Raw genomic sequence first — 10,691 nt, 5'->3', positions numbered from 1 at the left:
GGCCAGCCGTCCGCCAGCAACGAAGACAACTCGACGGACGGTAGGGTGAAGGCCAGCACGTAATCATCGCCGCCGCTCAAGGCTGCCGTTTCGGCACCCGTTTGACCGAGCAAGCCCACTAACGCCGCCGACACGGGTAGCTTACTCCGCTCAACCTGAACGCCGACCTTCGACGCCAACGCCAGGTGCCCGCAGTCGGCGAGCAGGCCGTCGGAGATATCCAGCGCCGAGGTAGCCTTGCCGCGCAATGCCTGGCCCAACGCCAATTGCGGTTGCGGTGACCAGTAATGCGCCAGCAGCGGATCGGCGATGGCCGCGTCGGCGGTTCGCTGACCCAATACCAGCGGCAAAGCCCCTGCCGCATTGCCCAATTCTCCGCCCACGCAAAGCAAGTCACCGGGCTGCGCGCCGCTGCGGGTCAGCGCCTGACCAGTCGGTACTCGACCGAACACGGTCATGGTCAGGCTCAGCGGCCCACGGGTGGTATCGCCGCCCACCAGCGCCACGCCGCAGCGTTGCGCCATGAGGTTCAAACCACGGGAATAGGCCTGCAGCCAATCGGCGGTTACCGTCGGCAAGGTCAGGGCAAGGGTAAAGGCAACGGGGGTGGCGCCCATGGCAGCCAGATCGCTGACCGCCACAGCCAGCGAGCGCTGACCGAGCAGAAACGGGTCGCAGGGGTCTGCGAAATGCACACCGGCAACCAGCGTGTCGGTGGAAATGGCCAACTGCTCCCCGGAGGGAACAGCCAGCAAGGCGCAGTCATCGCCAATCCCGAGGGCAACGCCTTCGCCGCCTTGCGCACAAGGCGCGGCGGCGAAAAAATTGCGGATCAGCTCAAACTCACCCATCGCAGACTCAAGCGCAAATCAGCGCTTGAACGCCTTCACTTCAGCTTCACGCAGACGCGGGGCCAGCTTGTCGAGTACACCGTTGACGAACTTGTGGCCGTCGGTGGAACCAAAGACTTTCGCCAGTTCGATACCTTCGTTGATTACAACGCGGTACGGCACGTCGACGCGCTTGATCAATTCCCAGGTCGACAGGCGCAGAACAGCCAGTTCAACCGGGTCCAGCTCTTCGATCGTAATGTCCAGGCACGGGGCCAGGGCAGTATCGATCTCGGTGCGGTGCGCCGGAACGCCGTGCAGGATGTCGTGGAAGTACGCTGCATCCACGTCACTGAAATCGTTATCGACCCGGAACTGCGCTTCGATCTCGTTCAAAGACTGCTTGGCCATGTGCCATTGATACAGCGCCTGAGTCGCGAGCTGACGGGCTTCGCGACGCTTGACGCTTTTCGATGGCTTGCCGGCATCCGCAGGCTTTGGATCGCGCGGGTTGAAACGATCGCTTTCGTCGCTAATCACTTGGCCTCCAACTGCGCCAGCAGGCTGACCATTTCCAGAGCGGACAGGGCAGCTTCGGCACCTTTGTTACCGGCCTTGGTGCCGGAACGTTCGATGGCTTGTTCGATGGAATCAACGGTCAGCACGCCGAAAGCGACTGGAACGCCGAACTCCATGGACACCTGGGCCAGGCCCTTGGTGCATTCGCCCGCCACGTATTCGAAGTGCGGAGTACCGCCACGAATGACCGCGCCCAGAGCGATGATTGCCGCGTATTCGCCCTTCTGAGCGACTTTCTGCGCAACCAGCGGAATTTCGAAGGCGCCTGGAGCGCGGATGATGGTGATGTCGCTTTCGCTTACGCCGTGGCGAACCAGGGCATCCACTGCACCACTGACCAGACTTTCAACAACGAAGCTGTTGAAACGGCCCACTACCAAAGCGTAGCGGCCTTTAGGGGCGATGAAGGTACCTTCGATGGTCTTCAGGGTCATTCGTTAGATCTCTTAAAGAGCCGGGAAGCGTTTTCTACGCGTCCCTCAGTGATTTTTTAGCCGCGAATCAAGGACTGGAAACAACCGGTCATTATTCGGAGGGCACGTATTCTACAACTTCCAGATCGAAACCGGATATCGCATTAAATTTCATTGGCGCACTCATCAGGCGCATTTTACGTACGCCCAGGTCCCGAAGGATCTGCGAACCGGCACCGACGATGCTGTAGGTGGTGGGTTTTTTCACGGCCGCTTGATCAGCGGTTTCGCGAATGTGTGCCAGCAATACGTCGCCATCGAGCGGGTGACCGAGCAACAGCACCACACCGCTGCCGGCCTCGGCGACCGCAGCCATGGCGGCGCGCAGGCTCCAGCGGCCCGGTTGCTTGACCATCAACAGGTCGCGCAGCGGGTCCATGTTGTGCACGCGAACCAGGGTCGGCTCTTCGGCGCAGACAGTGCCCAGGGTCAGTGCCATGTGCACGTCGCCTTCCACGGAATCACGATAGGTCACCAGGTTGAATTGGCCCAGTTCGCTGTCCAGTGGCTGTTCGGCAATCCGCTGAACGGTACGTTCGTGGATCATCCGGTAGTGAATCAGGTCGGCAATGGTGCCGATCTTGATGTCGTGTTCGGCGGCGAACGCTTCCAGTTCGGCGCGACGGGACATGGTGCCGTCGTCGTTCATCACTTCGCAGATCACGCCGCTCGGCTCGAAACCGGCCATGCGCGCCAGGTCGCAGGCGGCTTCAGTGTGGCCAGCGCGGGCCAGCGTGCCGCCGGCCTGGGCCATCAGCGGAAAGATGTGGCCGGGGCTGACGATGTCTTCAGCCTTGGCGTCTTTCGCGGCGGCCGCTTGCACGGTGCGCGCACGGTCGGCGGCGGAGATGCCGGTGGTCACGCCTTCGGCCGCCTCGATGGAAACGGTGAACTTGGTGCCGAAACCGGAACCGTTGCGTGGCGCCATCAATGGCAGCTTCAGCAGTTCGCAGCGCTCGCGGCTCATCGGCATGCAGATCAGGCCCCGGGCGTGCTTGGCCATGAAGTTGATGTGCTCGGGCTTGCAGCACTCGGCGGCCATGATCAGGTCGCCTTCGTTCTCGCGGTCTTCGTCATCCATGAGGATGACCATCTTGCCTTGGCGGATGTCTTCAACCAGTTCTTCGATGCTATTGAGCGCCACAAGGCACCCCCCTTCTTTCGAAATTTGAGCTTCAGGATTTGAGGTAGCCGTTGGCGGCCAGAAAGCTTTCAGTAATGGTGCTGCCGGCTGTGGATTCGGCGGCCTTGTCGCCCAGCAGCAGACGCTCCAGATAACGGGCCAGCAAGTCGACTTCCAGATTCACCCGGCGACCTGGCTGGTACGACGCCATGATGGTTTCGCTCAGTGTGTGCGGAATGATCGTCAGCAGGAATTCGGCGCCATCGACCGCGTTCACGGTCAAGCTGGTGCCGTCGACGGTGATCGAGCCTTTATGGGCGATGTACTTGGCCAGCTCTTTCGGGGCGCGGATGCGGAATTCCACGGCACGCGCATTTTCGGTACGGGTCACCACTTCGCCGACGCCATCGACATGACCGCTGACAAGGTGCCCGCCGAGGCGAGTGGTCGGGGTCAGGGCTTTTTCCAGGTTCACCGGACTGCCGCTTTTAAGGTCATTCATGGCGGTGCAGTCGAGGGTTTCGCGGCTGACATCGGCGGCAAAGCCGTTGCCAGGCAACTCAACGGCGGTCAGGCACACGCCGTTGACCGCGATGCTGTCGCCCAGTTTGACGTCGCTCAGGTCGAGCTTGCCGGTTGCTACGTGTACCCGCACATCTCCGCCTTTTGGGGTCAATGCACGAATACTGCCGATGGATTCGATGATGCCGGTAAACATGGAGTCCTCCTCGAGAACATAGCCGTCGCTGGGCTGCGGCCGGGAATTATACGCTCGCTGCTGGTGAAGGAATGGCAGTGACCCGCCAGTCATCGCCAACCGCGCGAATATCGGTGATTTTGAGCTCGGGCGCATCCTTCATTTGCGCGAGCGGCCAGTCGAGCAGTGGCCGCGCCGAGGAGCCAAGAAACTTGCCGGCGATGAAAATCTGGAACTCATCCACCAGGCCTTGCTGAGCGAAAGCGCCAGCCAGACGCGGGCCAGCTTCGACCAGCACTTCATTGACCCCGCGATGGGCGAGCTCGATCAGCAACCGGTGCAGATCGACCTGACCGTCAACGCCGGGCACGATCAGGCACTCAGGGCCATTGGCGTACTGCTCTTCCACCGCCACGCAGGTGGCGACCAACGCCGGGCCGGCTTTGAAGAACGGCGCATTCAGCGGCACCCGCAGGCGGCCGTCGATCAGCACGCGCAGCGGCGGACGGCTCATGGCCAAAGCGGTTTGCTCCGGGTCCAGGCCCAATTCGTCAGCACGCACGGTCAGCCGGGCGTTGTCCGCCAGTACCGTGTCGGCGCCGGTCAGCACCACGCTGGCCTGGGCACGCAACCGTTGCACCGCCGAACGAGCCGCAGGACCGGTGATCCATTGGCTTTCGCCGCTTTCCATCGCGGTGCGGCCGTCCAGACTCATGGCCAACTTGACCCGCACGAACGGCAAGCCGTGTTCCATGCGCTTGAGAAAGCCTTGATTGAGCTTGCGCGCTTCACCTTCCAGCACGCCGCTTTCGGTGGCAATCCCGGCCTGGGCCAGGCGTTGCAGGCCGCGCCCGGCGACTTCCGGATTCGGATCCTGCATGGCCGCGACCACTCGGGCGACCCCGGCATTCACCAGCGCATCGGCGCAGGGCGGCGTGTGGCCGTGGTGGCTGCACGGTTCCAGCGTCACGTAAGCGGTAGCGCCACGGGCCTGCTCGCCAGCGGCACGCAAGGCGTGGACTTCCGCATGCGGCTCGCCAGTACGCACGTGCCAGCCTTCGCCGACGACCTGTCCGTCCCGCACAATCACACAGCCCACCCGAGGATTGGGGTGCGTCGTGTAATGGCCTTTACGCGCCAGTTCCAGCGCGCGGGCCATGTAATGGGCGTCGAGGATGGCTTGTTCGGCAGACGTATTCATTCTTTCACCGGCTCACGGGCCAGGCGATCGATCTCTTCGCGAAACTCGTTGAGGTCCTGGAAGCGGCGATACACCGAAGCGAAGCGGATATAGGCGACTTCGTCGAGCTTTTGCAGCTCGGCCATCACCAGTTCACCGACCACGAGGGACTTGACCTCACGCTCGCCGGTGGCGCGCAGTTTGTGTTTGATGTGCACCAGCGACGATTCGAGGCGCTCGACACTCACCGGGCGCTTTTCCAGCGCACGCTGCATGCCGGCGCGCAGTTTTTCTTCGTCGAAGGGCTGACGGCTGCCGTCGGTTTTGATCAGGCGCGGCAACACCAGTTCAGCAGTCTCGAACGTCGTGAAACGCTCGCCGCAGGCCAGGCATTCACGCCGGCGGCGCACCTGTTCGCCCTCGGCGACCAGACGCGAGTCGATGACCTTGGTGTCGTTGGCACCGCAGAAGGGACAGTGCATGGTGGCAGGCAACAAAAAAAGGGAGGGCCATGGTAGCGCATCCCCGTGGCAAGACAAGCCATAGGGTTTGCGGTATACAGACGGCTATAGTGTTTGATCCATGGATTTCACCTTGCTGGAGCCGTAAATGTCCCTAAGACCGCTCGTTTTGCTCAGTCTTTTCAGCCTGCTGGTGGCCTGCGGCAGCGACGCCCCCAAGCCCCAGCCCCCGACGCCAGGCCCAGCCCCGCAGGCGGCGCAGAAAAAAGCGCAGGAGTCGGCCAACCTCGGACCGCTGCCGGCGTTTCAACGAGAGTTGAGCGGCACCTTGCAAGGCGTGCCGGCCGGCGCCGAAGTCGAACTGGCGCTGCTGGTGATCGACGAAAAGGATCGCCCGCAACAATTGCTTGCCAGCTCCAGCCTGATCGGCACCAATCAGGTGCTGCCGTTTCACCTGCGCTTCAACCCGGAATCGTTCCCGTCCGGCGCCCGCGTTGAACTGCGCGGCCGCGCCAGCCAGTCTGGCCAGCTGATTTTGCATCTGCCGTCGCGGATCATCTCCCAGCCCACCACGCAGGCCCTGGGCCAGCTGCAATTCGTCAAAGCGCCATGAATGCACCGCTCGACCTGCAACAGGCCTTGGGTGAACTGCTCGGTGATGCGCAGCTTGTGCCTGTCGCATTGCCCGAGACCGAGCTGAAACTCTGGCTGATCGATGGCGACAACATGGACCGCGCATTCAGCTCCGAAGAAACCCGACGGATTCTGCATGAGCCGCCCTACTGGAGTTTCTGCTGGGCCAGTGGTCTGGCGGTGGCGCGCTACCTCGCCGAATTCCCCGAGTGGGTCAAAGGCAAACGGGTGCTGGATTTCGGTGCCGGTTCGGGTGTGGCGGGGATTGCCGCGGTGAAGGCCGGCGCACTGGAGGTGGTGGCCTGTGACCTCGACCCGCTGGCGATTGCCGCGTGTCGGGCGAATGCTGAACTCAATGACGTAGACCTCAACTACTCGACCGACTTTTTCGCCGAGATAGACCGGTTTGATCTGATCCTGGTCGCTGATGTGCTCTACGACCGGGCGAACCTGCCATTGCTCGATGAGTTTTTAACCCGCGGCAAAGAGGCGCTGGTGGCCGATTCGCGTGTCAGGGATTTTCGTCATTCGCTGTATCAGCGCATCGAAATGCTGGAAGCGATGACCCTGCCGGATCTGGCTGAGCCCGAAGAGTTTCGGCATGTGAGCCTCTACCACGCCACCCGGACATGATCGTTCCCACGCTCTGCGTGGGAGCGCAGCCCCGGACGCTCCGCGTCCCTTCGTACGGCGTGACGCAGAGCGTCACTGCAGACATTCCCACGCGGAGCGTGGGAACGATCATGCTCCGACTTCCGGCCACCCCCCGCCAAGCCGTATAGTTCCCCCTATTCACGCTTCCAAGAGATCCCCCATGAGTCAGGAAACGCCGTACATCTTCGACGCCACGACTGCTGATTTCGACCAGTCGGTGATCGAGAACTCCTTCCACAAGCCAGTGCTGGTGGACTTCTGGGCCGAATGGTGTGCGCCCTGCAAAGTGCTGATGCCGTTGCTGCAGACCATCGCCGAGAGCTATCAGGGCGAGTTGCTGCTGGCCAAGGTCAACTGCGATCTGGAACAGGACATCGTCGCTCGTTTCGGTATTCGCAGCCTGCCGACCGTCGTGTTGTTCAAGGACGGCCAACCGGTCGACGGCTTTGCCGGTGCACAACCGGAATCCGCCGTGCGGGCGATGCTTGAGCCTCACGTTCAAATGCCGCCACCGGCCGCCGCGGACCCGTTCGAACAAGCTCAAGCGTTGTTCGATGACAGTCGTTTTGCCGACGCCGAAGCCGTGCTGAAAGTGCTGCTGGGCGAAGACAACACCAACGCCAAAGCGTTGATTCTCTACGCCCGCTGCCTCACCGAGCGCGGTGAGTTGAGTGAAGCGCAAACCGTGCTCGACGCGGTCAAGAGCGATGAACACAAAGCTGCCCTGGCCGGTGCGAAGGCGCAGATCCAGTTTCTCGGTCAGGCCAAGGACTTGCCGGATGCAGCGGACCTGAAAGCACGCCTGGCGAAAAATCCGCAGGATGATGAAGCGGTGTATCAGCTGGCGGTTCAGCAGTTGGCCCGCCAACAGTACGACGCGGCGCTGGATGCGTTGCTCAAGTTGTTCATCCGCAATCGCAGCTACAGCGAAGGCTTGCCACACAAGACCTTGCTGCAGGTGTTCGAACTGCTGGGCAATGACCATCCGCTCGTGACCACCTACCGCCGCAAGTTGTTTGCTGCGCTGTACTAAGCCGGCTTGATCCAACTGTAGAGCGGCGTATCACCGCCGCTCGACACCTTCACCTCGGCGCTATGGCGCAAGCGCACCAACAGGCGTTTGCCCGACGCCGCGCTGCCCGTCAGACCTTCCAGTTGATCGAGCAAATCCGGCCCGCTCAATTGCCCGGCGTTGCGCAACAGGTCCTTGGCGATCTGCCACAGCGCGTCATCCTGGGTCACCGGTTTGGCCGGGGCGACACTGGCCTCGGGCCTGCTCACCTGCAACTGCGCACCGAGCCGTGCCCAGTCGCCGTCATCCAGCTCCAGCGTCAAATCCACCGGCCAGTCGCCGATGCTTCCGCGAATTCGCAACATACGTCTGCTCCTGCACATTTCTGACCTGCATGCTCCCACGGGACTTGTGCAACGCCAAGTAGCCGGTCAAACTCTCACCGCTAACGTTATAAGATTACATAACAAATACTTCATTTTACTTGTTGAGGACCCTCCATGCGCCGTCTGCTGCTCGCTTTGCCGTTTGCCTTGTTGCCGCTAGCCCACGCCCACGCCGCTGATGAACATGATCATGAGCACAGCAGCCTTGGCGCCCACGAACATGGTGTAGGCCGCTTGAACGCAGCGCTGGATGGCCAGACTCTGGAGTTGGAGCTGGAAAGCCCGGCGATGAACCTGGTGGGCTTCGAACACGCCGCCACCACGGATGCCGATAAAGCCAAGGTCGCCACCGTTCGTGCGCAACTCGAAAAACCACTGGTGCTATTCAACCTGCCAAAAGCGGCCGGTTGCGTGGTCGCCATGCAGGAACTGGAAAGCCCGTTGTTCGGCGATAAACCGGACGCCGATGATGATACCAAAGACGAACATCATCACGACCACAGCGAAATCCACGCTCACTACCAATTCACCTGCGCAGCTCCCGGCGCCCTGAAAAACCTCGACCTGGCGAACATTTTCAACACGTTCCCGGCGACCCGGAAAATTCAGGTACAACTGATCAGCCCGAGCGGGCAGCAAGGCGTTGAAGTGACCGCCAAGGCAGCCGCCCTGAAGTTCTGATTCCACCGCAAATCCCCTGTGGGAGCGAGCCTGCTCGCGAAGGCGCCGTCACATACAACAGAAATGTTGCCTGTCACACCGCCTTCGCGAGCAGGCTCGCTCCCACAGGGTTCACCTATCACCTGACCGGTTTCACATGACCCAAGCACTCATCGAACTGTCCGACCTGGGCTTCAGTTGGCCCGGTCACCCGCTATTACTGGATATCCCGGCGTTTCGCCTGGAGCCTGGCGAAACCCTGTTCCTCAAAGGTCCCAGCGGCAGTGGTAAAACCACCCTGCTCGGCCTGCTCGGTGGCGTGCAGAAACCTGATCGCGGCAGCATTCGTTTGCTCGGCCAGGAACTGACCGAACTGGGTGCCGGTGCACGTGACCGTTTCCGCGTCGATCACACCGGCTACATCTTCCAGCAATTCAATTTGCTGCCGTTTCTGTCAGTGCGCGAGAACGTCGAACTGCCCTGCCATTTCTCCAGGTTGCGCGCCGAACGGGCGCAACAGCGTCATGGCAGCGTTGATCAAGCGGCGGCCACCCTGCTCGCCCATCTGGGCTTGAAAGATGAAGGCATCCTCAGCCGTCGCGCCGACTCACTGTCCATCGGCCAGCAGCAACGCGTGGCCGCTGCCCGCGCGCTGATCGGTCAGCCGGAATTGGTCATCGCCGACGAACCGACGTCAGCCCTGGACTACGACGCACGCGAAAACTTCATTCGCCTGTTGTTCGCCGAATGCCGTGAAGCCGGATCGAGCCTGTTGTTTGTCAGCCATGACCAGAGCCTCGCACCCCTGTTCGATCGCCACCTGTCGCTGGCCGAACTCAATCGCGCCGCTACCCCGTCCGAGGTCTGAGATGTATTTGTTTCGTCTAGCCATGGCCAGTCTGGCTAACCGGCGCTTCACCGCCCTCCTCACCGCATTCGCCATCGCCCTGTCGGTGTGCCTGCTATTAGCGGTGGAACGGGTGCGCACCGAAGCCAAAGCCAGTTTCGCCAGCACCATCAGTGGCACCGACCTGATCGTCGGCGCGCGTTCCGGTTCGGTGAACCTGTTGCTCTACTCGGTGTTCCGCATCGGCAACGCCACCAACAACATCCGCTGGGACAGCTTCGAACACTTCGCCAACGACCCGAAAGTGAAGTGGGCGATTCCGATGTCCCTGGGCGATTCCCATCGCGGCTATCGGGTGATGGGCACCACCGAGGCCTACTTCGAGCATTACCATTACGGCCATCAGCAACACCTGGAATTGTCCGCAGGCCGCGCCTTCGCCAACGACCCGTTTGAAGTGGTGCTCGGTGCCGAAGTGGCGGATGCATTGCACTACAAGCTCGGCGACGAACTGGTGCTGGCCCACGGCGTAGCGGTGATCAGCCTGGTCAAGCACGACGACAAACCGTTCACCGTGGTTGGCATTCTCAAACGCACCGGCACTCCGGTGGACCGCACGCTACACATCAGCCTTGGCGGCATGGAGGCGATTCATGTCGACTGGCACAACGGCGTGCCAGCGCGAGACAACGGCCGGATCAGTGCCGATCAGGCACGGAACATGGACCTCACGCCGCAAGCGATTACCGCGTTCATGCTCGGCCTCAACAGCAAGATTTCAACCTTTGCGGTGCAACGCGAGATCAATGAATTCCGTGGCGAGCCGATGCTGGCGATCCTGCCCGGCGTGGCACTGCAAGAGTTGTGGAGTTTGATGAGCACAGCGGAAAAAGCCTTGTTTGTGGTCTCCCTGTTTGTAGTGCTGACCGGGTTGATCGGCATGCTCACGGCGATTCTCACCAGCCTCAATGAACGTCGGCGCGAGATGGCGATTCTGCGCTCGGTGGGTGCTCGACCATGTCACATCGCGACGCTGCTGGTCCTGGAAGCGTTCGCCCTGGCGTTGTCCGGAGTGATTGCCGGCGTGGCGTTGCTGTATGTGGGCATCGCCGCCGCCCAGGGTTACGTGCAAGCCAATTACGGCTTTTACCTGCCA

The 10,691-nt window shown here is 61.5% G+C and carries 14 protein-coding genes; 6 read left to right on the top strand and 8 right to left on the bottom strand.

What is annotated here, in order from left to right:
• The 7 genes from thiL to nrdR all read right to left on the bottom strand — a co-directional run.
• The coding region (thiL, locus tag PMI22_RS21250) for a thiamine-phosphate kinase (protein WP_007944235.1) at window positions 1-851 on the bottom strand (851 nt) is incomplete at its 3' end.
• Window positions 852-869: 18 nt separating this feature from the next.
• Window positions 870-1,370, bottom strand: a complete 501-nt coding sequence (nusB, locus tag PMI22_RS21255) for a transcription antitermination factor NusB (RefSeq protein WP_007944234.1) — start codon at window positions 1,368-1,370, stop codon at window positions 870-872.
• The gene (gene ribH / locus PMI22_RS21260) at window positions 1,367-1,843 is read right to left on the bottom strand and encodes a 6,7-dimethyl-8-ribityllumazine synthase (RefSeq protein WP_003185938.1); all 477 of its coding nucleotides are present in this window, start codon (window positions 1,841-1,843) and stop codon (window positions 1,367-1,369) included. The genes nusB and ribH overlap by 4 nt, the downstream gene beginning before the upstream one ends.
• A 91-nt stretch (window positions 1,844-1,934) precedes the next feature.
• Window positions 1,935-3,026: a bifunctional 3,4-dihydroxy-2-butanone-4-phosphate synthase/GTP cyclohydrolase II gene (ribBA, locus tag PMI22_RS21265; RefSeq protein ID WP_007944233.1), complete on the bottom strand. Its 1,092-nt coding sequence runs from the start codon at window positions 3,024-3,026 to the stop codon at window positions 1,935-1,937.
• Window positions 3,027-3,057: 31 nt separating this feature from the next.
• The gene (locus PMI22_RS21270) at window positions 3,058-3,723 is read right to left on the bottom strand and encodes a riboflavin synthase (protein ID WP_007944232.1); all 666 of its coding nucleotides are present in this window, start codon (window positions 3,721-3,723) and stop codon (window positions 3,058-3,060) included.
• Window positions 3,724-3,769: 46 nt separating this feature from the next.
• The gene (ribD, locus tag PMI22_RS21275; protein WP_007944231.1) at window positions 3,770-4,903 is read right to left on the bottom strand and encodes a bifunctional diaminohydroxyphosphoribosylaminopyrimidine deaminase/5-amino-6-(5-phosphoribosylamino)uracil reductase RibD; all 1,134 of its coding nucleotides are present in this window, start codon (window positions 4,901-4,903) and stop codon (window positions 3,770-3,772) included.
• Window positions 4,900-5,364 carry a transcriptional regulator NrdR gene (gene nrdR, locus PMI22_RS21280; protein WP_003228656.1) on the bottom strand — a complete coding sequence of 155 codons (465 nt, stop codon included), beginning with the start codon at window positions 5,362-5,364 and terminating at the stop codon, window positions 4,900-4,902. The genes ribD and nrdR overlap by 4 nt, the downstream gene beginning before the upstream one ends.
• 127 nt (window positions 5,365-5,491) lie before the next feature.
• Between nrdR and PMI22_RS21285 the strand changes: the two genes are divergently transcribed.
• From PMI22_RS21285 to trxA, 3 genes are all read left to right on the top strand, one after another.
• Window positions 5,492-5,956, top strand: coding sequence for a YbaY family lipoprotein (locus PMI22_RS21285; protein ID WP_007944230.1), 465 nt, complete (start codon window positions 5,492-5,494; stop codon window positions 5,954-5,956).
• Window positions 5,953-6,609, top strand: coding sequence for a class I SAM-dependent methyltransferase (locus PMI22_RS21290; protein WP_007944229.1), 657 nt, complete (start codon window positions 5,953-5,955; stop codon window positions 6,607-6,609). Before PMI22_RS21285 ends, PMI22_RS21290 begins: the two co-directional genes overlap by 4 nt.
• 181 nt (window positions 6,610-6,790) lie before the next feature.
• A complete protein-coding gene (gene trxA, locus PMI22_RS21295) occupies window positions 6,791-7,663 on the top strand; it encodes a thioredoxin (protein ID WP_007944228.1) in 873 nt (290 codons plus the stop codon).
• Here trxA and PMI22_RS21300 read toward each other — a convergent pair.
• On the bottom strand, window positions 7,660-8,007 hold the full coding sequence (locus tag PMI22_RS21300; RefSeq protein WP_007944227.1) for a hypothetical protein: 348 nt from the start codon (window positions 8,005-8,007) through the stop codon (window positions 7,660-7,662). The genes trxA and PMI22_RS21300 overlap by 4 nt on opposite strands.
• Window positions 8,008-8,142: 135 nt before the next feature.
• On the opposite strand from PMI22_RS21300, the gene PMI22_RS21305 reads away from it, so the two are divergent.
• From PMI22_RS21305 to PMI22_RS21315, 3 genes are all read left to right on the top strand, one after another.
• Window positions 8,143-8,709, top strand: coding sequence for a DUF2796 domain-containing protein (locus PMI22_RS21305; protein ID WP_007944226.1), 567 nt, complete (start codon window positions 8,143-8,145; stop codon window positions 8,707-8,709).
• Between the two features lie 136 nt (window positions 8,710-8,845).
• Entirely contained in the window at window positions 8,846-9,556 is a 711-nt protein-coding gene (locus PMI22_RS21310) for an ABC transporter ATP-binding protein (protein WP_007944224.1), read from the top strand.
• 1 nt (window position 9,557) lies between these two features.
• Window positions 9,558-10,691, top strand: a 1,134-nt coding sequence (locus tag PMI22_RS21315) for an ABC transporter permease (protein ID WP_007944223.1), incomplete at its 3' end; no start/stop codon positions are given.

It is taken from the genome of Pseudomonas sp. GM21, assembly GCF_000282215.1.
Taxonomy (GTDB): Bacteria; Pseudomonadota; Gammaproteobacteria; order Pseudomonadales; family Pseudomonadaceae; genus Aquipseudomonas.
This window is presented reverse-complemented; position numbering and strand designations above follow the sequence as displayed.

Bases quoted from the DNA above. Each gene is read 5' to 3' on its own strand.
- PMI22_RS21300 (WP_007944227.1), bottom strand. From the start codon at position 8,007: ATGTTGCGAATTCGCGGAAGCATCGGCGACTGGCCGGTGGATTTGACG.
- nrdR (WP_003228656.1), bottom strand. From the start codon at position 5,364: ATGCACTGTCCCTTCTGCGGTGCCAACGACACCAAGGTCATCGACTCG.
- ribH (WP_003185938.1), bottom strand. From the start codon at position 1,843: ATGACCCTGAAGACCATCGAAGGTACCTTCATCGCCCCTAAAGGCCGC.
- PMI22_RS21310 (WP_007944224.1), top strand. From the start codon at position 8,846: ATGACCCAAGCACTCATCGAACTGTCCGACCTGGGCTTCAGTTGGCCC.
- PMI22_RS21290 (WP_007944229.1), top strand. From the start codon at position 5,953: ATGAATGCACCGCTCGACCTGCAACAGGCCTTGGGTGAACTGCTCGGT.
- trxA (WP_007944228.1), top strand. From the start codon at position 6,791: ATGAGTCAGGAAACGCCGTACATCTTCGACGCCACGACTGCTGATTTC.
- PMI22_RS21305 (WP_007944226.1), top strand. From the start codon at position 8,143: ATGCGCCGTCTGCTGCTCGCTTTGCCGTTTGCCTTGTTGCCGCTAGCC.
- ribD (WP_007944231.1), bottom strand. From the start codon at position 4,903: ATGAATACGTCTGCCGAACAAGCCATCCTCGACGCCCATTACATGGCC.
- PMI22_RS21285 (WP_007944230.1), top strand. From the start codon at position 5,492: ATGTCCCTAAGACCGCTCGTTTTGCTCAGTCTTTTCAGCCTGCTGGTG.
- PMI22_RS21270 (WP_007944232.1), bottom strand. From the start codon at position 3,723: ATGTTTACCGGCATCATCGAATCCATCGGCAGTATTCGTGCATTGACC.